We start from the raw sequence: 25,201 nt of genomic DNA, 5'->3' as shown, positions 1-25,201 counted from the left end.
TTTTAGATTATTATACAGGTTTTTGCAGGTTTTGTTAACCCAGAACACCGTTTAAATTTTTATCTTCCAGATAATTCCAGATTCTAAGAAGCCTCCCGGATTACCCGGGAGGCTCCTATTTATTTCACTATTTATTTTTTCTTCTGCGCCTGCTGCACAGAACAGCCGCCAGTGCACCTGAGCCCATCATAAACGCCATAAGCATCCATACGGACATTGACGCATCTCCTGTCTTCGGACTCCTGACTGTGGTGGTCTTATTGCCTGTGTCTCCAGTTCCTCCCGTACCTGAAGTTTTATTCTTATAGGTCGCGGTTACTGTGGCATCTCCCTCGCCCATGGTGAACGTTGTCTGCTGCCTGGTTGTGCTCGTAATCTTACCTGAACTGTCTTTTCCCAGAACCCACTTGTCAAATACTTTTCCTGCCGGCGCTGTGTCCGCCTTAATGGTGACTTTTTCACCTGCAGGGTATACGCCTGATCCGGTTCCGTTTTCTACCGTAAGGGTATATTCTGAAGTTTTCTCTTCCGCTTTTACCGTAAATGCAACAGGAATCACAAAACCTCCCTCCGGTCCCTCACCCGTGTCACCCCATCCGAAGTTGCCCGTTTCAGAACTCAGTTCTCCAAACATCTGCTGACTGAACGTGACCGAAAGTGTATGTTCCCCGATACTCAGTTTTGACATATCGATCTCTGAAGTATACGGCTTCTGTCCCCAGGTACCCGCAAGTATTTTGCCGTTGTCAACCTGCCATGCTGCCGGGATATACCTCACATCACCCATTACCGGTTCCTGATTATCCATGCCTGCCCCAACCGCCGTAATTACAGGCTTTTCATTCTGTCTGTAAGCTCCGTTTTCGAGGCCTTTTACCGATGAATCTTCAAAATTCGGCCGGTCTGGTTCAATGCCTGCCCTGACTTTGTAAGTATTCTCCGAACCATCCTCCGCCTGTATCGTCATATACGCAGGATTTTCATATACGTGCGTACCAAAACTCAGTGCCAGAGGCACATTTTCCTTTACCCGGGCAGCAGGATCATTCAGAGTTCCATCGAGAGAAATCCTGGCGTCCGGTGAAACTGTTCTCGGCAGAACAAGGGTGTATTCAGTTGTTGAAGGCGCAAAACCGGGTACTTCGATCGGTTCTCCGCCGTCTATGCGGTAAGTAAAACCTGACAAAGTGGCATCACCGGAATAGACTCTGGCCGACAGCCAGGCGTTCTGAGCTGTTACAGGGAGGATAAATCCTCCCGCACCGTCGGATTCCAGCGGTACGTCATCCAATCCATTCGTATTGTTGCGTATTTCTGCTGGTACGGTCGGTGTCAGCCTCACATCTTCGCCGTACACGCCGTATACACCATCATAGGAATCGGTTCTCCCGTATACATTACCTATTCCGCCCAAAGCAACTGTATTCTCCTGGCCTATCTGTATCAGATCAGCAGTATCGGGCTGTTTCTCAATCTTGTAATAAAGACTTCCTATCGCACCCGCATCCGGTGAATCATCCGTAATGCCTGTCAGCCAGTGGGTATAGCCGGAAGGCACATTCGCATACAGGCTGCCTATACTTGCCTCACCCAGATTATCCACCGTCACCTCTCCGAACAGATAGAGTTCTTCTATCGTTCCCGACTTTGTTGTATTTGTGTTTTGGTTGGTATAGGTACGGTTGGATACCACACTCTTATTACCCATAAATGCCTGTCCGATACTGGCACCGTAATTATTCACAAGTTCAGGTTTGGCGCCGCCTTCCCCTCTGGCATATACCTTGTCGATCCGACCGTTATAGTCGTTGTAAACCCAGTAATATCCCGGATCCATATACAGCTCTCTGATAACGGGTACACCACCGCTCTCGGCGTTACGATTATAGATGTTGTATCCCGCATCACCGGATACTGTCAATTTCTCTACGATTCCGCCTTTATAATTGTCAAAAACAATATTATTGTTTTGAGATTGGCTCTGGACTGCTATATTATTGATGGTCCCTCCCGCACAGTTATACAGCGTTCCCCCTGTCTGCACAACATCCTCAATTACAGATCCGTCCTGATCATTGGACAGCCATCCGTCCGTCATAAGGACACTGTTTATGCTGGCACCATCATAATTGATAAATTCTGTCGCGGCGCCGGTGATTTCAACACGGCCCACAGACCCCCCCTTGTTGTGCAGCCGACCAGATTTCAGCGTTATACTTTCAAGGTTTGCCATTGGATTTACGTAAGAAACACAAGGCTCATATGCAGACTCCAGAATAATCTCTCCCCCTGCACACTGTACGCTTCCCAACAGACTGAATTCGCCCTGTTCCTGGAGAATCCAGCTCCCCTCTACTCTCAGTACGGCATTCTCCCCGATAATAACCAAACCCTTTGTCGTTACCGTCTTGCCTTTTGGAATGTAATAAATCCCGCTGGATAAATCCGTCAGCGTGCCATCCCATTCCATCTCCTGGGCAGCTTCTACCACTGCCGGATATGCTGCCGCAGATATCATGGTAACTGCCATACACAGGCACAACGCCACGGATAGCAGCTTTCTAAAAACCATTTTTGTTCTGTCCATACTATTCTCCCTCCGATATGTCTTTTTGCATGAGGTTTCATTGCCTCATACATTATTCAAATACATTATTTTTATTATAATTGGTAGCTTCTTCCCAAACAATCGGTCCGGTATTAGGTTTTCTTAATATTTTTACTGTATGTTTTCCTTCCACTTCTGTTTTAATCCCAGATGTTTACCTGTCTGAGCAGCAAAAAAACCGTAACGACGGCGGCGGTCGATGCCACTTTGTCAGCTCCCCGATAATCTTCTTTCCCCAAAAGCCTGGATATACATGGCTCCAGACATCATACCAAGTCTGATCACCAGCTGTACAATGGGAAACACGACCGAAACCGCCCCCATCTGGCTGATCCCAAGCCCGCCGACAAAGTATGCATCGATTGCATTGTACAAAACGGATACTAACATCCCGATCATGGTGGGAATCCTCAATTTTACCAGGGCACGGAGCACTCTTTCCTCACCCAGCAGTTCCATTTTTGTCTTCTTTTCATTCATGTTTTAAAATCTCCTGTTTTTTAATTTATCTGAACAGATAATTCAATCTGTACAAACCTTTCATATCATATTGAATATAAGTTCAATATTGTTTAATAAAAAAAGGAGCCGCCTCTTATAAGACGATTCCGTACAGATACATCTGTATTAACTTTTCCATTGTTCTCAAAGCATGCTCATCATTATTACAATGGTACATAACCTGTAACAGTCCTTTTCATTTGAAAACCTGGTATTTCCGCTCTTATCCATCATAATAATGAATTCCTGTCTGTGCGCAGCAGATTTTTAATACCGTCCATCTCCCGTTTATTTAAGCGGCCAAAGTTCTCGCCATGCCCATGCAGGTGCATTCCCTCAACATTATATCTGTCAGCATGAATTATCAAGAAGGTGATCTCCTGTTCTACGAAGGAAGTCACCCACAATACGGTTGAAGGTCCCCGAATTTTTATCTGCAATAAAATGATCTCCGGGAATAACTGCAATCTCCGCATTCGGCAGACTTTCATAAATTAATCTTGTATGTTCATACTTAATCATATCTTTCTGCCCCGCTATGACCAGCACCGGAACATCCAGTACTTTCAGCTCGTCGGGATTAATATCGGGATCATTGACCATCAGACCCAGCATTTCGGCATTTCTTTTAGCCTGTACACTTATGCCGGCAAACAAAGAAGCTATTTTATAGCCTGCCACAATTGGAACCTGTACAGAAGCTTTCACACCTTTTGTATCCAAATTCGCCCCATTCAGAATCAGGCATTTAACTTTTTCAGGATGTTTCAACGCGAATATAAGCGCAATATTCCCACCGTCAGAGAACCCCAGCAAATTTGCTTTCTCTATTAGATGCACATCCATAAACTCCATTAAATCTTCCGCAAATTGCCGGATTGTAAAAGGCATCTCTCCCCTTGGCGACTTTCCATGTCCCCGTGTGTCGATGGCGATTACCCGAAACTTGTCTGAAAAGTAATTGATCTGATGAACGAAATATGCGCTGCTTTCCCCGTTTCCGTGCAGAAGTATCAGCGGCTCCCCCGCGCCATGCTCTGTATAATGAAGCTTCATATCCATTTTGCCACCTCCTCCGGACGTTCTTGTTCTTATACTCTAAACCCGAAAATAAAATCTGTCAATTTGAGTTCCATAACTTTTACAAATATATTCAGTTTATTGTTTTAAAACCTCCATTTTTATTGTAAAATTAACATAGGGAGAAACCTATACAAAGCTTGAGGTACACCATTTCGTGAGTTAAAAAAGATTGGGGGAAATATGAGCAGGATAAAAAACGAACCAAGCATCAAGAACAAATTGATCGCAGCTATCAGAGAACAGCTTGAGCACAGGGCTTTATGGCTTTATCTGCTGTGTGATGAGGCAGGTAAGAGAGGGCTTGACTGGCGGGACTTCGGCTCGGCAGCCGTTAGAAGATGCGGGATAACCCAGGGAAAAGGGCTGGTCCGTAAAAGTCGGACAAAAAGCCTGAAGGGACTAAAAAAAACGTTATTTACAAAACCTGCACAATGGGTATTTGAGATGAAAGTACTAAAAAGCACGGACGAAGAACTCTTCCTTAATTTTCATTACTGCCCCCTTGTCAAGGCGTGGCAGAAGGCAGGCTGCACAGATGATGAAATTGCTGTCTTATGTGACATCGCCATGTGCGGCGACCATGGCATCGGTGCATGTTATGACAGTGTACTGAAGTTGCCTGAATGCATAGCGAAAGGCGACGATATCTGCGCACTTCGTTATATAAAGAAAAAACGGAAAACAGAAAAAAACGATTGATTGGGAGGAAGCATTATGTTAAACAGCACTGACATCCGAAAGTTATGTGACGACAATGGAATCAGGATGATTGATTTTAAGATGACGGATCTCGACGGAAGGTGGAGACATATCACCATTCCTGTAGAGAGATTCAATGATGATATCTTCCTATACGGTATCGGCTTTGACGGTTCAAACTACGGCTACGCTCCGGTAGAAAAAAGTGATATGGTTTTTATACCCGACCCGGGCACTGCAGTGATTGACCCCTTTACAGAGATTCCCACACTCACCATGTGCGGAAACGTCTGCGTGATCGGTAAAGAAAATCTCCCCTTTGATCAGTATCCCCGGAACGTCAGTCTTCGGGCGCTGGAATATATGAAATCTGAAGGCATCGCCGATGAAATGCTGATCGGGCCGGAATTTGAATTTCATTTATTTGACAATGTAAGTTACATGACTGAGCCTCAGAAGACTTCATTTACCGTGGATACAAAACAGGCAGCCTGGAACAGCGGTACAGAATCTCCTGAAAATGCGGGCTACCAGGTACCAAAAAGCGGAGGCTATCATATCTCAGCACCTCATGATATTGCGTACAGTCTGAGAAGCCGGATGTGCATGTACATGCAGGACTGGGGCATTGATGTCAAATACCACCATCATGAAGTGGGTGGTTCCGGACAGATGGAAATCGAGGTAGAGTTGGGTAATATGGTTGATATGGCAGATAAAACCATGATCACAAAGTATATCATCAAGAATGCGGCCGTACAGGCAGGCAAAACTGCAACTTTCATGCCAAAACCAATTTATAAAGAGGCCGGCAATGGAATGCATGTACATATGCTTCTGATGAAAGAAGGGGAACCCGTCTTCTATGATGAAAATGGATATTCCGGACTGAGTAAGACAGCACATTATTTTATCGGCGGTCTGCTGAAACACATCGCTTCTCTTTGTGCCTTTACCAATCCCTCCACAAACTCCTTTAAACGCCTTGTTCCCGGATATGAAGCGCCCGTCACGATCGGATACGCAACCTCAAACCGTAGCGCTGTCATCCGCATTCCTGCTTATGCAAAGTCTCCGAAGGCAAAACGTTTTGAACTCCGGAACCCGGATGCGACAGCAAATCCCTATTATGCATATGCTGCAATTTTGATGGCGGGGCTGGACGGAATTAAGAATCAGATAGATCCATCTGAAAATGGCTGGGGACCTTATGACTGCAATCTGTATGATTTATCAGAGGAAGAAAAGGCCAAAATACAGGCTCTTCCCAAAACGCTCGATGAATCCCTGGATGCCCTGGAAGCTGACCATGACTACCTGACGGCTGGCGGGGTATTTCCCGAACGCCTGATCGAAATCTGGCTGAAGAGAAAACGCGGGGAATGCCTGGAAATTTCACAGATTCCCCACCCAGTAGAATTTGAAAAGTATTATGATCTGTAAGTAATACGACGGCTTTTGGGATAATCAAACCCGAGCAGGCAGATGATACTTTGAGCGTATCTTCTGCCTGTTCTACCCATTTCACAAGAAAACCTGATATGACCCGAGGATAGGAGATCTGCAATCTGAGCAGCTTTATCATGTTTAGTTTCATCAAAAAATTTCTAAGGCTTTTATCGCACTCATTATCCAGAAACAAACAATATGTCAAACTATCTGTTTCCCTATGCTTGATTACGCGAGCACATCATTTCCCTTTATTAGGCCACGCCTTTTTGGGACAAGCACATGCTTTGACATTCGGGCAACTCACTTTGTAAATCACCGCCTTGCTTTTTGCAAGATTTTCATTACTTCCTCAACCTTGAGTACCTTTCCATAAGATACGACTTTTCCGTCAACGACAAGGGCAGGGGTAGTCATTACGCCATAAGCCGCTATCTGTGTAAAGTCAGTGATATGGTCGATAGCTGCATCCATGTTAAGGTGTTCTAACGCCGTTCTTGTGGCGTTTTCAAGCTGATTGCATTTTGCGCAGCCACTTCCTAAAATTTTAACGCTTGCGCCCTCTTCTTTTGCCTGTTCTGCTTTTGCCATACTTTCAGCATTACAATTACCTCCACAACAGCAAGAGGATGTTTCTTCTTTTTTGCTTTTCTTTCCAAATAGTAACATAAAGATAATCTCCTTTCATTAAATAAGAAAATGGTGAAATATGTTAAACAGATAACCAACAATGATAATACCACCTGTGCAGATACCAATGAACAGGGCAAGCAATTTCGGCTTTACCGCCTTTCGTAACATAATAAGGGACGGTAAGGACAGAGTGGTTACTGCCATCATAAAAGATAAAATTGCGCCAAGTTGTGCGCCTTTGGCAAATAGGGCTTCGGCAACAGGGATTGTTCCAAAAATATCCGCATACATCGGTACGCCTACAAGCGTAGCCAAAATTACAGAAAATGGATTATTGCTTCCGAGCGCAGCTTCAATCCATGCTTGCGGTATCCAGTTATGAATGAACGCACCGATGCCAACGCCCATCAGAATATAAGGAAATACTTTTTTGAAAGTTGCTGCAACCTGTTCCCACGAATATTTGAACCTATCTCGTTTTGTCAAATCTGGGGCTTCAATATCTACACTTCCCGCCGTTTTAATATAATGCTCAACGTATTTTTCCATGTGTAGCTTTTCAATGATTGTGCCGCCGACAACCGCGATAACCAAACCTACTAGAACATAGATAAAAGCGATTTTTGAACCAAATATACTCATTAGCAGGACAAGAGAACCGAGGTCAACCATAGGAGACGAGATAAGAAAAGAAAATGTCACACCTAAAGGCAAGCCCGCACTTGTAAAGCCGATAAATAAAGGGATAGACGAACAGGAACAAAACGGGGTAACTGTTCCAAGTAAAGCCGCGACGATATTTGCACCTACACCATGAAAACGCCCCAATATTCGCTTGCTTCTTTCGGGTGGAAAATAGCTTTGAATATAGGAAATCAAATAAATCAAAACACAAAGCAAAACCGTGATTTTAATTGTGTCATAAAGAAAAAATTGAATACTTGCGCCTACTTGACTTTCAATGTTTAGGCCAACAGCAGATAAACCGCTGCCTATTACTTCACTGAGCCACTTCATACCCAATACTTGATTTTGAAAAAAGTCCCAAAATAATTTAATACCTCCCAAGAAAATGCCTCCATTTCATCTATATATTTCTATGTGTCGATATGATGTTGATATATAAGCCGCCGTTATTTTTGGCGGCTTATTGGTCTGTACCGTTGCATTTTGCATCGCTTGTTACGATTGTAATTTGATTCAGAAGTTCTTTTGCGCGGATAATCCCCTCTGTATTAAAAGAATAGTACGTCCATTTACCCTCTTTACGTCCAACAACTATTTCTGCGTCACACAATATTTTCATGTGATGTGATAAAGTCGGCTGTCCAATATTGAGTTCTTCCAGTAACTTACACGCACATTTTTCACCACTTTGTAACAAACCTAAAATTGTCAATCTATTTGCGTCGCAAAAGGCTTTGAATATCCTTGCGTTTTTTTCGTTCTCGGTCATTCCATACTCTCCTTTCTACCTGTTTTCATTTTATAATTATATACTTCACATTGATATTTGTCAATATGAAAATGAGGTGTTGCTGTCATTGCTTTTAGTTTGGTACATAACGGCTGCAATATTTTTTTACCTAAAATCAACTTCTTAAAGAGGATTGTTTAAGTTATCGTCCGTATGACAGAAGAAGAAAGGGCGTTAGTCGAAGAAAAGATGAATTAATTTTCGACGAAAAATCTCTCGGCTTTTGCCCGTAAAATACTCATTGACGGGTATATTATTCTGCCAGGCACGTCGGAGATAACAGGGCATACGGTGAACTTCAAGATCTATAAGTAATCCTACAAGCCCAAAAAGAAGTGCTACAATCCAGAAGAAAAGCATCTTGTGTTTGTGACACCCACAAAGCAACTATTGACCTCGATACATGGAAACGGGTACAGGAATTGTGTCGCAACAAACAAATAACCCCGGCAGCAACCAGGGACAGTAAATAATACTATACGGGTTAAGAGACGCCTACATATTACGAACACATATCTTCCGATCTTACTCGCAGCTTTCGGTCCGATGAGGCGCGGAGAGATCTGTGCCTTACACAGCAAAAACATTCACCGTAATATTGTCCATGTATGCGAAAACATGATCATACAGGAAAATGACAAGTGGATGATAAAAGCGAAGAAATGAACAGCGTTGCAAACAGTCATTTTGAAAAACTATGCAACACAAAATAAAACACAAAATAAAAAAGCACCGTAAATACGATGCTTTTCAAGAGGCGCAGACCGGATTTGAACCGGTGAATCGAGGTGTTGCAGACCTATGCCTTACCACTTGGCTACTGCGCCTTACTCTATTATTATATTAACACTTTTTGAAAATGATGCAAGTGTTTTTTAATGACTCCAAGGGGATTTGAACCCCTGTTACCGCCGTGAAAGGGCGGTGTCTTAACCGCTTGACCATGGAGCCGAAAAAAGCTCCCCGAGTTGGGCTCGAACCAACAACCCTTCGGTTAACAGCCGAATGCTCTACCATTGAGCTATCGAGGAACATCTTTTATCCTGCTTTTCAGCAGGTCTTTTTATTTGATGAAGGATATACCTTCAAAACCGCATACACTATTACATCCATCCACGCTTCTACCGTCTTCTTTCGGGTCATTCGATCTCCGCTTCTCTTCCTTCCTTCTGCTTATGCAGGGGAAGTTCGATCTCGCTTTGCTCTATCGAACGACCTTCGCACGCTTTGCGTGCTCAGGTCAAACCCTCGACCGATTAGTAGCAGTCAGCTCCATACATTGCTGCACTTCCACCTCTGCCCTATCTACCTCGTCGTCTTCAAGGGGTCTTACTACTTTACGTATGGGATATCTCATCTTGAGGGGGGCTTCACGCTTAGATGCCTTCAGCGTTTATCCCTTCCCGACTTGGCTACCCGGCCATGCTCCTGGCGGAACAACCGGTACACCAGTGGTCAGTCCAACCCGGTCCTCTCGTACTAAGGTCAGCTCCTCTCAAATATCCTACGCCCACGCCGGATAGGGACCGAACTGTCTCACGACGTTCTGAACCCAGCTCGCGTACCGCTTTAATGGGCGAACAGCCCAACCCTTGGGACCTACTACAGCCCCAGGATGCGATGAGCCGACATCGAGGTGCCAAACCACTCCGTCGATGTGAACTCTTGGGAGTGATAAGCCTGTTATCCCCAGGGTAGCTTTTATCCGTTGAGCGATGGCATTCCCACTTAAAACCACCGGATCACTAAGTCCTACTTTCGTACCTGCTCCACCCGTCGGTGTCGCAGTCAAGCTCCCTTCTGCCTTTGCACTCTGCGAATGGTTTCCAACCATTCTGAGGGAACCTTTGAGCGCCTCCGATACCCTTTCGGAGGCGACCGCCCCAGTCAAACTCCCCACCTGACATTGTCCCCCAGCCGGGTCACGGCTGTTGGTTAGAAATCCAATACTGCAAGGGTGGTATCCCAACATTGACTCCACACAAACTGGCGTTCGTGTTTCTTCGTCTCCCACCTATCCTGTACATGCAATACCGAATCCCAGTATCAAGCTGGAGTAAAGCTCCATGGGGTCTTTCCGTCCTGGCGCAGGTAACCAGCATCTTCACTGGTACTTCAATTTCACCGGATGCATTGTCGAGACAGTGCTCAAATCATTACGCCTTTCGTGCGGGTCGGAACTTACCCGACAAGGAATTTCGCTACCTTAGGACCGTTATAGTTACGGCCGCCGTTTACTGGGGCTTAAATTCAAAGCTTCGCCTTGCGGCTAACCTCTCCTCTTAACCTTCCAGCACCGGGCAGGCGTCAGCCCATATACCTCACCTTTCGGTTTTGCATAGACCTGTGTTTTTGCTAAACAGTTGCTTGAGCCTATTCTCTGCGGCCATCTTTCGATGGCACCCCTTCTCCCGAAGTTACGGGGTCATTTTGCCGAGTTCCTTAACAATGCTTCTTCCGTCGGCCTTAGGATTCTCTCCTCATCCACCTGTGTCGGTTTACGGTACGGGTACACGGTAAACAATAGCGGCTTTTCTTGATACATGGCTCATGCACTTCCCTACTTTATTTCGGTCCGCATCACGCCTTCGGATTGTAAAGCGGATTTGCCTGCCTTACTCCTACCTCGCTTGCCCCTGGATTCCATTCCAGGGCTGCACTTTCCACATATGTCCCCACAGTTCTGTTACCTTGCAGTACAGGAATCTCAACCTGTTGTCCATCGACTACGGCTTTCGCCCTCGCCTTAGGCCCCGACTTACCCAGAGCAGATCAGCTTTACTCTGGAAACCTTGGATATTCGGCCGAGAGGATTCTCACCTCTCTCTCGCTACTCATTCCGGCATTCTCTCTTCAAGACTCTCCACGGCTCCTTACGGTACCGCTTCTTCGCGTCTTCAATGCTCCTCTACCGATGGTATTGCTACCATCCCACGGCTTCGGTGTTGTGTTTCAGCCCCGGACATTTTCGGCGCAGGACCTCTCGACTAGTGAGCTATTACGCACTCTTTGAATGTATGGCTGCTTCTGAGCCAACATCCTAGTTGTCTTCGAAATCCCACATCCTTTTCCACTTAACACACACTTTGGGACCTTAGCCGGTGGTCTGGGCTCTTTCCCTTTTGACTATCCAACTTATCTCGTATAGTCTGACTCCCATGAATCATCTTACTGGCATTCGGAGTTTGATATTCTTCGGTAAGCTTTGACGCCCCCTAGGAAATTCAGTGCTCTACCTCCAAAAGACTCTCATGAGGCTAGCCCTAAAGCTATTTCGAGGAGAACCAGCTATCTCCGGGTTCGATTGGAATTTCTCCCCTATCCACACCTCATCGCCACCCTTTTCAACGGATGTGCGTTCGGTCCTCCATTGCCTTTTACGGCAACTTCAACCTGGACATGGATAGATCACCCGGTTTCGGGTCTACTCTGACTGACTATTTCGCCCTCTTAAGACTTGGTTTCCCTTCGGCTCCACACCTTGAAGTGCTTAACCTTGCCAGCCAGCGTAACTCGCCGGACCGTTCTACAAAAAGTACGCGGTTCCACCTGTAAAGTGGTTCCACAGTTTGTAAACACAGGGTTTCAGGTTCTCTTTCACTCCCCTCCCGGGGTCCTTTTCACCTTTCCTTCACAGTACTATGCGCTATCGGTCACTAAGGAGTATTTAGCCTTGGGGGGTGGTCCCCCCGACTTCCCGCAAGGTTTCTCGTGTCTCGCGGTACTTTGGATCCTGCTCGCTCTCGCCTGCTTTCGTATACGGGGCTTTCACCCTCTCTGGCTGGCTTTCCCAAAACCATTCTACTAGCATTGAAGTCACTTTCTGCAGTCCGTAACCCCAGCATGCTCGCATGCTGGTTTAGGCTCCTTCCATTTCGCTCGCCGCTACTTTGGAAATCGATGTTTCTTTCTTTTCCTCCGGGTACTTAGATGTTTCAGTTCCCCGGGTTCCCCTCCATACGTTATGAATTGGCGTATGGATACATACCGTTTGGGTATGCAGGTTTCCCCATTCAGAGATCTCCGGATCGTAGGATATTTGCTCCTCCCCGAAGCTTTTCGCAGCTTATCACGTCTTTCATCGGCTCTTAGTGCCAAGGCATCCACCCTGCGCTCTTTCTTGTTTGACCTTCCTGCTCCAATAGCGTTTGGAACAGTCGGTACTTGCGATGCTTTCGCATCGAGCGTTTCGTTTCATTGCGTTTACAATGTTTGATTCACCACATGCATCTCTGCCTGTGGTTCCTCGGATGTCTTTTCCTATCTCTAACGTTTCTTGCTTATCAGCTTCGCTGATAAGAGATGTTATCAATATAGATATTTTCGTATATGCGGTTTTCAAGGTACATCTGCACAATCAGATCCTAAGAGACTCTGGAAGCTTGCTTCCATCTGCTTCTTCGTATTTGATTGTATTCCGGTATGTTTCCATACCGAATGGAGATGGAGGGATTCGAACCCTTGACCCCCTGCTTGCAAGGCAGGTGCTCTCCCAACTGAGCTACACCCCCATGGGTCTTATTTATTATTGCTTTTTCAAATGGATTTTTCCTGTTTTAGGAAGTTTCACCTAATGGGCTTAAGTGGGCCTTTCCTCCTCTATTGAGAAGTTTCCACTTAATGGGCTTAAGTGGGCCTTTCCTCCTCTACCGAGAAGTTTCCACTTAATGGGCTTAAGTGGACTCGAACCACCGACCTCACGCTTATCAGGCGTGCGCTCTAACCAGCTGAGCTATAAGCCCTTTTTTCGGAAGTTCGCTTCACTTCGTTTTGCGAACGACCTGAAAAACTAAATTCATCCTTCGCTCTCGCTCGGATTCATTAACTTTTTTATGGTCTGGCAGCCACCTACTCTCCCACACCGTCACCAGTGCAGTACCATCGGCCGCTTAAGTCTTAACCATCGTGTTCGGGATGGGTACGGGTGTTTCCCCTAAGCGCATCGCCACCAGAAACATTGAACACTTAGCGAGGCCCTTCCGAGCTTAGTGTGAAAGCTGTTCTACGTCAGTGGAACTTCTTCTGCTTACGTTGTGTAGTAAGCTGCTCTTTTTTTCCTCACCAGTGCGTTATCTCTTCGATAACTCAACAGTAAAACACATCTCTTCACCGTGGTCACTAACCTCATGCTTCGCTTTCGCTCGCATTCGCTAAGTGTCCAGGCGGGCTTTCGCACTAGATTCGACCTTCGCCTTCCGGCTCGTTCTCATCAAATGCTCAATGCCTACTTCTTCTTCCTTAGAAAGGAGGTGATCCAGCCGCACCTTCCGATACGGCTACCTTGTTACGACTTCACCCCAGTTATCGGCTCCACCTTCGACTGCTCCCTCCCTCATCACTAAGCACGATCCGCTACGTTTTCTTAAAACGAATATTAGCTTGCTTCGCAATCTAATCTTCGTACATAGCTCCTCTCTCATGCTTACTGATGAGGGTTGGGTCACAGGCTTCGGGCATATCCGACTCCCATGGTGTGACGGGCGGTGTGTACAAGACCCGGGAACGTATTCACCGCGACATTCTGATTCGCGATTACTAGCGATTCCAGCTTCATGTAGTCGAGTTGCAGACTACAATCCGAACTGAGACGTTATTTTTGGGATTTGCTTAACATCACTGTCTCGCTTCCCTTTGTTTACGCCATTGTAGCACGTGTGTAGCCCAAATCATAAGGGGCATGATGATTTGACGTCATCCCCACCTTCCTCCAGGTTATCCCTGGCAGTCTCCCTAGAGTGCCCACCTCATATGCTGGCTACTAAGGATAAGGGTTGCGCTCGTTGCGGGACTTAACCCAACATCTCACGACACGAGCTGACGACAACCATGCACCACCTGTCTTAACTGCCCCGTAGGGAAGGCCCCGTTACGGGCCGGTCAGTTAGATGTCAAGACTTGGTAAGGTTCTTCGCGTTGCTTCGAATTAAACCACATGCTCCACCGCTTGTGCGGGTCCCCGTCAATTCCTTTGAGTTTCATTCTTGCGAACGTACTCCCCAGGTGGTATACTTATTGCGTTTGCTGCGGCACCGAAGGGCTTTGCCCCCCGACACCTAGTATACATCGTTTACGGCGTGGACTACCAGGGTATCTAATCCTGTTTGCTCCCCACGCTTTCGAGCCTCAACGTCAGTGATCGTCCAGTAAGCCGCCTTCGCCACTGGTGTTCCTCCTAATATCTACGCATTTCACCGCTACACTAGGAATTCCACTTACCTCTCCGACACTCCAGCTTAATAGTTTCCAATGCAGTCCAGGGGTTGAGCCCCCGCCTTTCACATCAGACTTACTATGCCGTCTACGCTCCCTTTACACCCAGTAAATCCGGATAACGCTTGCCCCCTACGTATTACCGCGGCTGCTGGCACGTAGTTAGCCGGGGCTTCTTAGTCAGGTACCGTCATTTTCTTCCCTGCTGATAGAGCTTTACATACCGAAATACTTCTTCGCTCACGCGGCGTCGCTGCATCAGGGTTTCCCCCATTGTGCAATATTCCCCACTGCTGCCTCCCGTAGGAGTTTGGGCCGTGTCTCAGTCCCAATGTGGCCGGTCACCCTCTCAGGTCGGCTACTGATCGCGGGCTTGGTGGGCCGTTACCCCACCAACTACCTAATCAGACGCGGGTCCATCGTATACCACCGGAGTTTTTCACACCGAGCCATGCGACTCTGTGCGCTTATGCGGTATTAGCAGTCATTTCTAACTGTTATCCCCCTGTATACGGCAGGTTACCCACGCGTTACTCACCCGTCCGCCACTCAGTCACATAATACTTCTTTCCGAAGATGTCCGTTTTATGTGCTTCGTTCGACTTGCATGTGTTAAGCACGCCGCCAGCGTTCATCCTGAGCCAGGATCAAACTCTCAAATTAAGTGTTCGTTCCAGTTCAAGATAACTCTTGGCTATCTTATCCCTTTTACTGTTGGTTTTGACTTTTCGTCAATTTAATGAAATTCTTTTTTAGAATTTTCAAGGATGTGTTTTACTGTTCAGTTATCAAAGTTCGTTGTTTGCTGTGCCCGTATTTCTCGACGACAGCTATAACAGAATATCATGTTTCTTTTTCTCTGTCAACACTTTTTTTAAACTTTTTTGTCGTTTTTCCAAAGCGTTTCCAGCGAACGGAGAAGGAGGGATTTGAACCCTCGCGCCGCTATTAACGACCTACTCCCTTTCCAGGGGAGCCCCTTCGGCCAGCTTGGGTACTTCTCCAAATTGCCCTGTCTATGTTCACTCAACTAACCTCGTGCTTTGCACTCGCTAAGGTTCGTGAACCGCCTCGCACTAAGTTCATGCTTCGCCTGCGGCTTGCATTCACTAAGTTGCTTTTAAACTGTATGTTCACTCAACTAACCTCGTGCTTCGCACGCGCTAAGGTTCGTGAACCGCCTCGCACTAAGTTCATGCTTCGCCTGCGGCTCGCATTCACTAAGTTGCTTTCGGCGACGGAGAGGGTGGGATTCGAACCCACGCGCCCTTGCGGACAAACGGTTTTCAAGACCGCCTCGTTATGACCACTTCGATACCTCTCCATATATGGTGTAAATGCCCGGTTTCGTGCGCTATTTGATGCGCAAGCACTACCGTGACGCAAATGATATTCTACCATTATTATCCGGCAGTGTCAATATACTTTTTTACATTTTTTTAATTTTTTCAACAACTGTTATCAGCACGCGTCAACTAACGTTATTTTCCACAAATGTTAGACTATAAATCAAAGTTCCATGACTCATTAAATTACACTCATAACGACTCATTTACGAACAATTCAGCCAGCTTCAAATCATCCGGTGTGGTAATTTTTATATTATAATAAGAACCTTCCACAAGCTTCACAGGATGATGCTCTGTCTGCTCTACCACCATGGCATCATCTGTGATACCTTCAATCGGGTTCGCCATCAGATCATCATATGCTCTGCGGATTAAAGTGTAGGAAAACACCTGTGGTGTCTGTATCGTCCATACCGTACTCCTGTCTGGCGTGCATTTCACAAACCCATCCCCATCAGCAATTTTCACTGTGTCTTTAGAAGGCATCGCCGCGACGCAGGCATCGTATTCCTGCACGGCTGCGTACGTCCGCTCAATAACTGCTTCATCGACAAACGGCCGCGCGCCATCGTGAATAAATACATACGCACAGTCTTCACAGCACAGAAGCCCCCGGTACACGGAATCAAAACGTTCGTTTCCTCCGCTTATCACCTTCCGCACTTTATCCAGTTGATAACGCTGTACAATTTCCTCTTTGCAGAAAACGATTTCTTTTTCACCTGTCACCAGAATGATTTCATCAATAATACTGCTCTTCTGAAAACTTTCCAGGGCATAGTATACCACAGGTCTGTCCTGAATATGCAGATATTGTTTCTGAACTTTTGTTCCCATGCGTCTGCCCTGGCCTGCAGCCAGCACAATCGCGATGCATTTTCCTTTTTCCATCACCGTTCTCCAAGTTTCAGATTCGGTACAGCATTCAGATCCCAGCCATGACGGGTCCCCTTGAGATATTCATAATAAGCAGCCACCCCAATCATCGCCGCATTATCCGTACAGAAGATGGAAGATGGATGATAAAATGTAAGTCCCTGCTGTTCACATGCTTTCTGCATCGCTGCCCGCAGTGTCTGGTTCGATGCCACGCCGCCTGCAATTGCAAATTTCTTCATATGATACGCCTCTGCCGCTTTCATCGATTTTTCCACCAGTGTATCCACGACTGCCTTCTGGAAAGAAGCCGCGATATCTGCCTCCTTGATCTGAATATTCTGCATGCGGCAGTGATTCAGATGATTCAGCACCGCTGACTTCACACCGCTGAAGCTGAAATCATACGGTCCATCCTCAAGCCTGGCCTTCGGAAAAACAACGGCATCGGCATTTCCCTCTTTGGAGATTCTGTCAATCTTCGGACCTCCGGGATAACCAAGCCCGATTGCACGGGCGACTTTATCAAACGCTTCGCCTGCTGCATCGTCGCGAGTCCTTCCCAGTATCTCAAATTCCCCATAATCCTTTACAATCACGAGATGTGTATGGCCACCCGACACGATCAGACACATAAACGGCGGTTCCAGATCCGGATGCTCGATATAATTTGCCGATACATGCCCCTCGATATGGTGCACGCCGACCAGCGGCAGCTTACGGGCATAGCAGATCGCTTTTGCCTCAGCCACTCCGACGAGAAGTGCCCCAACAAGTCCGGGACCGTAAGTAACCCCGACCGCATCGACGTCATCCAGGGTAACTTTGGCTTCTGCAAGGGCTGCTTCAATGACCTGATTGATTTTCTCTATATGTTTTCTGGAAGCAATCTCCGGCACTACCCCTCCATACAGCTTATGGAGTTCAATCTGAGAAGATATAACATTAGAAAGAATTTCTCTTCCCCCCCGCACGACAGCCGCTGCCGTCTCGTCACAGGAGCTTTCAATTGCCAAAATCAAAATATCGTCTTTTTGTTTTTCCATATCCGTTAATCCTCTTCAAACTGCAGTTCGCATGACTTGCCGTCATGACCCGGCTTTGCATTCGGGAAAATCGCATTCACGTCTTCCATATAATCTTCCGGCCGTACAAGTGACGGGCTGTAATGTGTCAGCCACATCTCATTTACTTTCGCCGTTTTTGCCAGACCGGCTGCTTCCCTGAACGTCATATGCTTATACTCTTTTGCTTTGACCGCTTTTTCAGCCTCACCATACATGCCTTCGCAGATAAATAAATCCGCCCCGGCCGCCTGCTCTGCGATCGCCGGTACCGGACGGGTATCCGTACAATATGTCAGTTTGATCCCCTTTCTCGGCGGGCCCATCACCAGATCCGGCGTATACCTGACTCCATCATATTCGACCGTCTCGCCATTCTGGAGCTGTCTCCAGAGCTGTACCGGAAGCCCCTGCTCCTTGGCACGCTCCACCTGGAATTTCCCCTTCCTGTGGATCTCCAGCGTGTATCCGTAACATGTCACATTGTGATTCACCCGAAAGGCCGTGATATGATAACCACAGATATCGATCGTCTCTACCGCCTGCCTAAGCTCGATAAATTTCAACTCAAATGGAAGTTCCGGTGCAATGACACGAAGGGCGGAAACAACACGTTCCAGCCCTTTCGGTCCGATCAGCACCAGCGGTTCGGTCCGGTCTGCATTGCCCATCGTGAGCAAAAGTCCCGGAAGACCACTGATATGATCCCCATGATAATGGGTAAAACAGATCACATCGATCGGTTTGAATACCCAGCCTTTTTCTTTTATCGCAATCTGTGTGCCTTCGCCGCAGTCGATCAGAAGACTGCTCCCGTTATAACGCGTCATCAGCGAAGTCAGCCATCTGCGCGGCAGCGGCATCATGCCGCCGCATCCCAGCAAACATACATCTAACATGATAAAACCTCATTCCCAATTTCAATTTTATTATTCTACCACAGGAATGAGATTACAACAACTCTTTTCTTTCTCTGACTGTCACAGGTATCGCAAACTCTTTTATAAATTTACGGTAACATTCCTCGCACAGGTCAAAACTGTGAACTTCTCCGTCCATCTCTGAAAAATATCCCCACGGTACTTCAATATGGCATACCCCTTCTGCCTCCATACCGTTTATAAGCTTAATGGATTTTCCGCAGCGATTGCAGGAAAGCAGTTCGAGTTTTTCTACTGTTTCGTTTCTGTATTTTCTCATATCGTTCCTCCTTTGGAGTCGCTGTCTTTCGTTCCACAATTGCATTATATATCATTTCAAATGCAAATCCCAGTGGGAATGGTTTGCAGATTTAGAAAAAGATAGCACCTCTGCTATCTTCTGACCATCATGATACCGTCTTCAGCCGGTGCTTCATAATAGTTCCTGCGAACTCCAACCTGCACAAATCCAAGCTTTTGATACAGCCCGATCGCCGGTGTATTGCTCTCGCGGACTTCCAGATGGAGGGTGGTAACCCCTGCATCAGAAGACTTTTTGATCAGCTCCTGCACAAGCAGTTTCCCGATACCCTGGTGCTGCCTGTCTTTTTTCACTGCAACATTCGTGATGTCTCCCTCGTCAGGAACCATAAGTACTCCGCAGTAGCCAAGGATCTCCCGCTCCTCTTCTGCCACAAGAAATATTGCATCCTCTCTTATTAAAAAAGAAAAAAAACCAGTCTCTGACCAGGGAACGGAAAAGTTTTCAGACTCAATAGGCATCACCTGTTCCAGATCATCAATCTGCATGTCTCGTATTGTAATCATACCGTCTTCTCTTCCTGTTTCAGTTTTTCTGCACGTTCCCGCTCTGCCTGGGACATCCGGAGATATTCCGGCTGATGCTCTTTGGCATCCTGTATTTTACCCTGCGCATAGTAGATTTCACCCAGCGCCGCCACTGCACCGGCCCTCTGTTTATTGACATGCGCAGGTGCAAACGAATACGGCACGCGCATCTTTCGCTGTATTAAATCCCGGTATACCGGTACACCGTCTCCAAGAAAGATGACTTCTCTTCCCATCTCATTTAACCACGCCGCCACATCCGTCACAGCCGCCGCAGTCTGTTCCCGAAGCACTTTCAGCTGATGCTCCCTGAATGTATAGAATCCTGTATAAACCTGATTTCTCCGGGCATCCATCATTGGACATATGATTTTTTCACAGTCATACAGATTATATGCCAGCGCATCCACTGTCGGCACCCCTATGATTGGCTTACCAAGGGCAAGACCCAGTCCTTTTGCGGTCGCAGATCCAATGCGAAGGCCTGTAAAAGAACCCGGTCCCGCTGCAATGGCGATCGCATCAACAGTACTCAGATCCAGATCTATCATGGCCCCGATCGTATCAAGCATAGGAAGCAGAGTCTGTGAATGTGTCTTTTTGTAATTTACTGTATATTCCGCAAGCAGCACTTCATCTTCCACAAGCGCAACCGACGCCACAAGTCCGGAACTGTCCAGCGCCAAAATCTTCATAATTTATTCATCCGTCCCTTCTATTATAATTCGCCGGTAATCAAAACCCTTTTCCGGCTCTTTCAAAATGGTGATCCGAATGCATCCGTCAGGAAGAAGTTCTTCGATCAGTTCCGCCCACTCCACCAGGCAGATACCCTCTCCGAAAAAATAATCATCATAACCGATTTCTTCCATTTCCTCTAAATCACCAATCCGGTAAACGTCAAAATGATACAGTGGCAGACGCCCTGTATCGTACTCCTGTACAATCGTAAAGGTGGGGCTGCAGACAGGCTCTGTTATGCCAAGTCCTTTTGCAATTCCCTGTGTAAATACTGTCTTGCCGACACCAAGGTCCCCGGTCAGCGTATAAATCTGTCCTGCTTTCGCCTGTCGGCCAATACGCACGCCAAGTTCAAGCGTCTCATCGGGCTGATACGTTTCAAATATCATCTGTTCCTCCAATCACCCGTTCATCGGATTTCTAAAGTTACACTGGATTATAGCACACCCATTCTGAGCTTACAACTGCCTGCCCTTGCAACTTTTTCCAAAAACCCTTATAATGTTCATATTCTATGATACCAGGGGGAAAATACCTTTTGACCCCGGCATCATTCTACAAAATAAAAAGGAGAACGATACTATGGCAAATCCAATCGTTACCATCACAATGGAAAACGGCGATGTCATGAAAGCTGAATTATATCCGGATGTCGCGCCAAACACAGTCAACAACTTTATTTCACTCATCCAGAAGGGTTATTACGATGGCCTGATTTTTCACAGAGTCATACCGGGCTTCATGATTCAGGGCGGCTGCCCGGACGGAACCGGCATGGGAGGTCCTGGCTATTCCATCAAAGGTGAATTCGCTCAGAACAATTTCAAAAATGACCTCTCACATACACCAGGCGTTTTGTCCATGGCACGCGCTATGCACCCTGACTCTGCAGGATCCCAGTTCTTTATCATGCATGAAAAATCACCGCATCTCGATGGCGCTTATGCAGCTTTCGGGAAAGTAACCGAGGGTCTCGACGTGGTAGACAAGATCGCCAACGTTTCCCGTGACTACAATGATAAGCCGCTGACTCCTCAGCGCATTGCATCCATCACAGTGGATACATTTGGCGAGTCGTATTCTGAACCGGAAAAATGCTAAATTTCTTCCGCTAACAATGCATCACCGGTGAGGATCTTCTTATCCTTCACCGCAAAATATAGTTCCTCCTCCCTGTGAATTTCGGCTTTACCGCTGGTGGCTTCCGTGATGTCAGCCCGAAGTTTTTCTGCCAGACTCACAGGCAGGAGGATTTTCATATCTACACCTTCTCCATAGATCACATCCATAATCGGAATATTCTGCTGTCCAAGCAGATACTGTATCTTCCCCAGCCCATTATAATCTGTCTGCACGAAGAGCAGCGCGCCATACTGCCGCTCGATGATCTCGCATGCCTGCAGCCCCTCCTGCACTGCTCTGGAATATGCACGCACCAGACCCCCGGTGCCAAGAAGTGTACCCCCAAAATAGCGGGTCACCACGGCTGCCGCATAGCACACCCCTGAACCGAGCAGAACATCCAGCATCGGCTTGCCGGCTGTCCCCGACGGTTCCCCGTCATCACTGCACCGCACCTTTTCCTGACGTTCCCCGATCACATAAGCCCAGCAGTGGTGTCTGGCATTCCAGTGCTGTTTTTTTATCTGTTCGACAAATTCCATCGCTGATTCTTCATTTTCCACATACCGCAGGGCTGCTATGAACCGTGACTTTTTCTCCACGATCTCGGCTTGTCCGCCCCGGAAAATTGTCTTATATTGTTCTATCATGTCGCCTCCCCGTTCTTTTTCTTTTTTCCTGTCAAAACCATTGTACACGCTTCTAAAGAAATTGTGAAGTTTTTATTTGGGGGCTTTCCTTAGTATTTCTATTTTGCTATAATGAACGCAGAATAGGAGGTTCTTTCATGAATTTTGGAAAAAACAAAACCTTAAAAAAGCAGAAAGCTCTGAACTCTTCCGCTCCGATGCTTGGCAATAAAGCGGGAGTTTCTTTTTTAAAGGTACTGTTTATCGCTTTGATTTCCTTCGGCGTCATCTGCATCAGCCTTGTGTTCGGCGTTATTAACGGTATGATAGACAGCGCTCCTGATATCAGTGATGTCAATATTATGCCCAGCGGCTACGCAACGTTCGTGTATGATACCAATGGTAATCAGCTGCAGAAACTGACTTCCTCTTCCTCAAACCGTATGTCCGTATCCATCGACAAAATAGCGCTCGATATGCAGCATGCGATCGTAGCAATTGAGGATGAGCGTTTTTATGAACACGAAGGCATTGATGTGCGCGGAATTCTGCGTGCTTTCGTAAATGGTGTTTCCAACGGCTTTAATTTCAATGAAGGTGCCAGTACATTGACACAGCAGCTGCTGAAAAACAATGTCTTTACCAACTGGACCGATGAAGGTAAAATTGAACGCTTTAAAAGAAAATTTCAGGAACAGTATCTTGCGCTTCAATTAGAAAAATCTCTGAACCGCCAGGGAAAAGACACAAAAAATATTATTTTAGAGAACTATCTCAACACGATCAACTTCGGAGCAGGCACCTATGGGATTCAGGCCGCCTCCCAGAGATATTTCAATAAGGATGCTTCTGAGCTCACCCTGTCAGAATCTGCAGTTCTGGCTGCGATCCCTCAGAACCCGACAAAGTATAATCCCATCAACCATCCGGAAGAAAATATCGAGCGCCGCAACAAAGTCTTATCCAATATGCTAAGCCAGGGATATATCTCTCAGAGCGAGTACGAGACGGCACTCGCGGACAATGTATATGACCGGATTCAGGAGACCGATTCTTCACAGGAACAGGCTGCTCCGTATTCGTATTTCATCGATGAACTCATCGACCAGGTCATTAATGATCTCCAGATCCAGAAGGGCTATACCGAAGTCCAGGCACAGAATGCACTTTACAGCGGAGGTCTCCGAATTTATACGACCCAGGATCCTGTCATCCAGGGAATCTGCGATGATGAATATACCAATCCTGACAATTTCCCGGAGGAAAGCCAGGTCGGCATCGACTGGGCACTCTCTGTCAAAAAGACGGATGGAACTGTACAAAATTACAGTGTAGAAATGATGCGTCTTCATTTCAAAGATATCGATCCTGATTTTGAACTTCTGTTTGATTCACAGGAAGAAGCACAGAGCTATATCGATGCTTACAAGCAAAGTGTTGTCCTTCCGGGAGAAACCGTAATCGGTGAACGAACCAGCTTTTCTCCACAGCCGCAGTCATCTCTCACGGTTATCGATCAGCATACGGGATATGTAAAGGCGATCGTCGGCGGACGAGGTGAAAAAACTGCCAGTCTGACGCTCAACAGAGCGACAAACACTTACCGTCAGCCCGGTTCCACATTTAAGATCCTGGCTGCGTATGCACCGGCACTCGATCAGGGCCTGACCCTGGCAACCACTTACGAGGATGAGCCATATGAGTATGAAGACGGCACTAAAGTACGGAACTGGCTGTCTGACAGTTATAATGGTACGACAACCATCCGCCATGCGATCGAACAGTCTATTAATGTCGTTGCTGTCAAATGCCTGACGGAGATCACGCCCCAGCTTGGTTTTGATTATCTTCAGAATTTTGGATTTTCAAATCTGATCACCTCCAAAACCATCAACGGCAAGATATTTTCAGACATCTATCAGCCCCTGGCACTTGGCGGTATCACATACGGTGTCACCAACCTGGAACTGGCATCAGCCTATGCTGCCCTGGCCAATGGCGGTACGTATATTAAGCCGATGTTTTATACAAAGATCCTGGATCAGGACGGCAATGTCGTTCTGGAAAACACTGCGCAGGAGACAACCGTTACCAAGGAAAGCACTGCATATCTGCTGACAAACGCCATGGAAGATGTTGTGACCGAAGGAACCGGAAAGAACCTTCGCCTGGATGATATGACAGTCGCAGGTAAAACCGGTACAACCTCTGCATACAACGACGTATGGTTCGCCGGATACACTCCTTACTATACATGTGCGGTATGGGCAGGATATGACAACAACGAAAAATTATCACCGAATGGAATCGGCAGGACTTATCACCAGGTACTCTGGCGAAAGATCATGAATCGGATTCATGAAAACCTTCCGGACAAGGATTTTGAGATGCCAAACAGTGTGACTGAGGCGACTGTCTGTCAGATTTCAGGTAAACTGGCATCTTCCGGATGTCCGACTATTAAGGAATACTTTGAAAAATCCACCCTTCCAACAGAACGCTGTTCTTCACACCAGAAGACGAATACAGATTCCACTTCGCATAATACCTATGGAAGCGGCAGTTCCAGGAACAGCAGTTCTTCCAGCAGTTATGATCGCAGTGATTACGGCAACAGCCCATCCAATGGCTATGATTCTACGGATAACAATGGCAGTGACCGTTATGATGATCCTGACGATGCTGAGAACGATGATGACCGCGAAGATACAAACGGAAACAATAATTCCGACGACAGTGATGGTTCCCCCGGAAACAGCGATTCTGACGACAGTGGCGACTCCCCCGGCAACAGTGATTCCGGCGGAAACCGGTATGATGACTGGCGGGATTATATTGAGAATAATACAGATTAACGAAAAGAAAGCCGCCTGACGTTAGCGGCTTTCTCATAAATAGGGAGAAATTGGGGTGTTATCCCCGATTGGGTATGAAAAAGGGCGTTGTTCTCCAAGAGAACAACGCCTTTGTTGCAAGCTGTTTTCCAGCTCA

General features: G+C 46.7%; 18 protein-coding genes, 7 tRNA genes and 3 rRNA genes. 4 read left to right on the top strand and 24 right to left on the bottom strand.

Annotation, left to right across the window (positions count from 1 at the left end; translation table 11 throughout):
* Window positions 1-127 precede the first annotated feature (127 nt).
* The 3 genes from MCG98_RS05310 to MCG98_RS05300 all read right to left on the bottom strand — a co-directional run bounded on the left by MCG98_RS05310 (window position 128) and on the right by MCG98_RS05300 (window position 4,171).
* Window positions 128-2,587 (bottom strand): LPXTG cell wall anchor domain-containing protein, encoded by a 2,460-nt coding sequence (locus tag MCG98_RS05310; protein WP_240300751.1) that lies wholly within the window; start codon window positions 2,585-2,587, stop codon window positions 128-130.
* Window positions 2,588-2,818: 231 nt separating this feature from the next.
* On the bottom strand, window positions 2,819-3,088 hold the full coding sequence (locus MCG98_RS05305) for an MATE family efflux transporter (protein ID WP_240300750.1): 270 nt from the start codon (window positions 3,086-3,088) through the stop codon (window positions 2,819-2,821).
* A gap of 372 nt (window positions 3,089-3,460) precedes the next feature.
* Complete coding sequence (locus tag MCG98_RS05300) at window positions 3,461-4,171, bottom strand: alpha/beta hydrolase (protein ID WP_240300749.1); 711 nt, start codon at window positions 4,169-4,171, stop codon at window positions 3,461-3,463.
* Between the two features lie 201 nt (window positions 4,172-4,372).
* Here MCG98_RS05300 and MCG98_RS05295 point away from each other — a divergent pair, with 201 nt between their 5' ends.
* Both MCG98_RS05295 and glnA read left to right on the top strand, forming a co-directional pair.
* Window positions 4,373-4,891, top strand: a complete 519-nt coding sequence (locus MCG98_RS05295; RefSeq protein WP_240300748.1) for an L-2-amino-thiazoline-4-carboxylic acid hydrolase — start codon at window positions 4,373-4,375, stop codon at window positions 4,889-4,891.
* A 15-nt stretch (window positions 4,892-4,906) separates the two neighbouring features.
* A complete protein-coding gene (gene glnA, locus MCG98_RS05290) occupies window positions 4,907-6,334 on the top strand; it encodes a type I glutamate--ammonia ligase (protein WP_240300747.1) in 1,428 nt (475 codons plus the stop codon).
* 321 nt (window positions 6,335-6,655) lie between these two features.
* On the opposite strand, the gene MCG98_RS05285 is transcribed toward glnA, so the two are convergent.
* The 20 genes from MCG98_RS05285 to tsaE all read right to left on the bottom strand — a co-directional run bounded on the left by MCG98_RS05285 (window position 6,656) and on the right by tsaE (window position 20,848).
* Complete coding sequence (locus tag MCG98_RS05285) at window positions 6,656-7,009, bottom strand: MTH895/ArsE family thioredoxin-like protein (RefSeq protein WP_240300746.1); 354 nt, start codon at window positions 7,007-7,009, stop codon at window positions 6,656-6,658.
* 18 nt (window positions 7,010-7,027) lie between these two features.
* Window positions 7,028-8,041 (bottom strand): permease, encoded by a 1,014-nt coding sequence (locus MCG98_RS05280; RefSeq protein WP_345891624.1) that lies wholly within the window; start codon window positions 8,039-8,041, stop codon window positions 7,028-7,030.
* A gap of 79 nt (window positions 8,042-8,120) precedes the next feature.
* The gene (locus MCG98_RS05275; RefSeq protein WP_240300745.1) at window positions 8,121-8,429 is read right to left on the bottom strand and encodes a metalloregulator ArsR/SmtB family transcription factor; all 309 of its coding nucleotides are present in this window, start codon (window positions 8,427-8,429) and stop codon (window positions 8,121-8,123) included.
* A gap of 776 nt (window positions 8,430-9,205) precedes the next feature.
* A tRNA-Cys gene (locus MCG98_RS05270) sits at window positions 9,206-9,277 on the bottom strand.
* A gap of 52 nt (window positions 9,278-9,329) precedes the next feature.
* Window positions 9,330-9,401, bottom strand: a tRNA-Glu gene (locus MCG98_RS05265).
* An 8-nt stretch (window positions 9,402-9,409) separates the two neighbouring features.
* Window positions 9,410-9,481: transfer RNA gene (locus MCG98_RS05260), tRNA-Asn, on the bottom strand.
* A 205-nt stretch (window positions 9,482-9,686) separates the two neighbouring features.
* Window positions 9,687-12,580, bottom strand: a 23S ribosomal RNA gene (locus tag MCG98_RS05255).
* Between the two features lie 308 nt (window positions 12,581-12,888).
* A tRNA-Ala gene (locus tag MCG98_RS05250) sits at window positions 12,889-12,961 on the bottom strand.
* Window positions 12,962-13,118: 157 nt separating this feature from the next.
* Window positions 13,119-13,192: transfer RNA gene (locus MCG98_RS05245), tRNA-Ile, on the bottom strand.
* Between the two features lie 93 nt (window positions 13,193-13,285).
* A 5S ribosomal RNA gene (rrf, locus tag MCG98_RS05240) occupies window positions 13,286-13,403 on the bottom strand.
* Window positions 13,404-13,692: 289 nt separating this feature from the next.
* Window positions 13,693-15,323, bottom strand: a 16S ribosomal RNA gene (locus MCG98_RS05235).
* Together the 16S, 23S and 5S rRNA genes with 7 tRNA genes alongside form the textbook arrangement of a ribosomal RNA operon.
* A 251-nt stretch (window positions 15,324-15,574) precedes the next feature.
* Window positions 15,575-15,664, bottom strand: a tRNA-Ser gene (locus tag MCG98_RS05230).
* A gap of 234 nt (window positions 15,665-15,898) precedes the next feature.
* Window positions 15,899-15,984 (bottom strand) — tRNA-Ser (locus MCG98_RS05225).
* A gap of 214 nt (window positions 15,985-16,198) precedes the next feature.
* The gene (ispD, locus tag MCG98_RS05220; protein ID WP_240300744.1) at window positions 16,199-16,900 is read right to left on the bottom strand and encodes a 2-C-methyl-D-erythritol 4-phosphate cytidylyltransferase; all 702 of its coding nucleotides are present in this window, start codon (window positions 16,898-16,900) and stop codon (window positions 16,199-16,201) included.
* Window positions 16,900-17,931: a tRNA (adenosine(37)-N6)-threonylcarbamoyltransferase complex transferase subunit TsaD gene (tsaD, locus tag MCG98_RS05215; protein WP_240300743.1), complete on the bottom strand. Its 1,032-nt coding sequence runs from the start codon at window positions 17,929-17,931 to the stop codon at window positions 16,900-16,902. Before tsaD ends, ispD begins: the two co-directional genes overlap by 1 nt.
* A 5-nt stretch (window positions 17,932-17,936) precedes the next feature.
* Window positions 17,937-18,848, bottom strand: coding sequence for a ribonuclease Z (locus MCG98_RS05210; protein WP_240300742.1), 912 nt, complete (start codon window positions 18,846-18,848; stop codon window positions 17,937-17,939).
* Window positions 18,849-18,900: 52 nt separating this feature from the next.
* Window positions 18,901-19,149 carry a hypothetical protein gene (locus MCG98_RS05205; protein WP_240300741.1) on the bottom strand — a complete coding sequence of 83 codons (249 nt, stop codon included), beginning with the start codon at window positions 19,147-19,149 and terminating at the stop codon, window positions 18,901-18,903.
* Window positions 19,150-19,262: 113 nt separating this feature from the next.
* A complete protein-coding gene (gene rimI, locus MCG98_RS05200; RefSeq protein ID WP_240300740.1) occupies window positions 19,263-19,697 on the bottom strand; it encodes a ribosomal protein S18-alanine N-acetyltransferase in 435 nt (144 codons plus the stop codon).
* The gene (tsaB, locus tag MCG98_RS05195; protein WP_240300739.1) at window positions 19,694-20,413 is read right to left on the bottom strand and encodes a tRNA (adenosine(37)-N6)-threonylcarbamoyltransferase complex dimerization subunit type 1 TsaB; all 720 of its coding nucleotides are present in this window, start codon (window positions 20,411-20,413) and stop codon (window positions 19,694-19,696) included. Before tsaB ends, rimI begins: the two co-directional genes overlap by 4 nt.
* A gap of 3 nt (window positions 20,414-20,416) precedes the next feature.
* On the bottom strand, window positions 20,417-20,848 hold the full coding sequence (gene tsaE, locus MCG98_RS05190; RefSeq protein ID WP_240300738.1) for a tRNA (adenosine(37)-N6)-threonylcarbamoyltransferase complex ATPase subunit type 1 TsaE: 432 nt from the start codon (window positions 20,846-20,848) through the stop codon (window positions 20,417-20,419).
* A 193-nt stretch (window positions 20,849-21,041) separates the two neighbouring features.
* On the opposite strand from tsaE, the gene MCG98_RS05185 reads away from it, so the two are divergent.
* Window positions 21,042-21,560 carry a peptidylprolyl isomerase gene (locus MCG98_RS05185; protein ID WP_240300737.1) on the top strand — a complete coding sequence of 173 codons (519 nt, stop codon included), beginning with the start codon at window positions 21,042-21,044 and terminating at the stop codon, window positions 21,558-21,560.
* On the opposite strand, the gene MCG98_RS05180 is transcribed toward MCG98_RS05185, so the two are convergent.
* Window positions 21,557-22,231 carry a YigZ family protein gene (locus tag MCG98_RS05180; protein ID WP_240300736.1) on the bottom strand — a complete coding sequence of 225 codons (675 nt, stop codon included), beginning with the start codon at window positions 22,229-22,231 and terminating at the stop codon, window positions 21,557-21,559. The genes MCG98_RS05185 and MCG98_RS05180 overlap by 4 nt on opposite strands.
* A 137-nt stretch (window positions 22,232-22,368) precedes the next feature.
* On the opposite strand from MCG98_RS05180, the gene MCG98_RS05175 reads away from it, so the two are divergent.
* Window positions 22,369-25,065 (top strand): PBP1A family penicillin-binding protein, encoded by a 2,697-nt coding sequence (locus MCG98_RS05175; protein WP_240300735.1) that lies wholly within the window; start codon window positions 22,369-22,371, stop codon window positions 25,063-25,065.
* Window positions 25,066-25,201: the final 136 nt, after the last annotated feature.

This window comes from Ruminococcus sp. OA3, assembly GCF_022440845.1.
In the GTDB taxonomy this organism is placed as follows: domain Bacteria; phylum Bacillota; class Clostridia; order Lachnospirales; family Lachnospiraceae; genus Ruminococcus_G.
This window is presented reverse-complemented; position numbering and strand designations above follow the sequence as displayed.

What these genes read in the sequence shown, in the direction of transcription:
- glnA (WP_240300747.1), top strand. Translation starts at nt 4,907, where the DNA reads ATGTTAAACAGCACTGACATCCGAAAGTTATGTGACGACAATGGAATC.
- ispD (WP_240300744.1), bottom strand. Translation starts at nt 16,900, where the DNA reads ATGGAAAAAGGAAAATGCATCGCGATTGTGCTGGCTGCAGGCCAGGGC.
- tsaB (WP_240300739.1), bottom strand. Translation starts at nt 20,413, where the DNA reads ATGAAGATTTTGGCGCTGGACAGTTCCGGACTTGTGGCGTCGGTTGCG.
- MCG98_RS05275 (WP_240300745.1), bottom strand. Translation starts at nt 8,429, where the DNA reads ATGACCGAGAACGAAAAAAACGCAAGGATATTCAAAGCCTTTTGCGAC.
- MCG98_RS05300 (WP_240300749.1), bottom strand. Translation starts at nt 4,171, where the DNA reads ATGGATATGAAGCTTCATTATACAGAGCATGGCGCGGGGGAGCCGCTG.
- MCG98_RS05305 (WP_240300750.1), bottom strand. Translation starts at nt 3,088, where the DNA reads ATGAATGAAAAGAAGACAAAAATGGAACTGCTGGGTGAGGAAAGAGTG.
- rimI (WP_240300740.1), bottom strand. Translation starts at nt 19,697, where the DNA reads ATGATTACAATACGAGACATGCAGATTGATGATCTGGAACAGGTGATG.
- MCG98_RS05210 (WP_240300742.1), bottom strand. Translation starts at nt 18,848, where the DNA reads ATGTTAGATGTATGTTTGCTGGGATGCGGCGGCATGATGCCGCTGCCG.
- MCG98_RS05310 (WP_240300751.1), bottom strand. Translation starts at nt 2,587, where the DNA reads ATGGACAGAACAAAAATGGTTTTTAGAAAGCTGCTATCCGTGGCGTTG.
- MCG98_RS05285 (WP_240300746.1), bottom strand. Translation starts at nt 7,009, where the DNA reads ATGTTACTATTTGGAAAGAAAAGCAAAAAAGAAGAAACATCCTCTTGC.
- MCG98_RS05185 (WP_240300737.1), top strand. Translation starts at nt 21,042, where the DNA reads ATGGCAAATCCAATCGTTACCATCACAATGGAAAACGGCGATGTCATG.
- MCG98_RS05180 (WP_240300736.1), bottom strand. Translation starts at nt 22,231, where the DNA reads ATGATAGAACAATATAAGACAATTTTCCGGGGCGGACAAGCCGAGATC.
- tsaD (WP_240300743.1), bottom strand. Translation starts at nt 17,931, where the DNA reads ATGGAAAAACAAAAAGACGATATTTTGATTTTGGCAATTGAAAGCTCC.
- MCG98_RS05295 (WP_240300748.1), top strand. Translation starts at nt 4,373, where the DNA reads ATGAGCAGGATAAAAAACGAACCAAGCATCAAGAACAAATTGATCGCA.
- MCG98_RS05205 (WP_240300741.1), bottom strand. Translation starts at nt 19,149, where the DNA reads ATGAGAAAATACAGAAACGAAACAGTAGAAAAACTCGAACTGCTTTCC.
- tsaE (WP_240300738.1), bottom strand. Translation starts at nt 20,848, where the DNA reads ATGATATTTGAAACGTATCAGCCCGATGAGACGCTTGAACTTGGCGTG.
- MCG98_RS05175 (WP_240300735.1), top strand. Translation starts at nt 22,369, where the DNA reads ATGAATTTTGGAAAAAACAAAACCTTAAAAAAGCAGAAAGCTCTGAAC.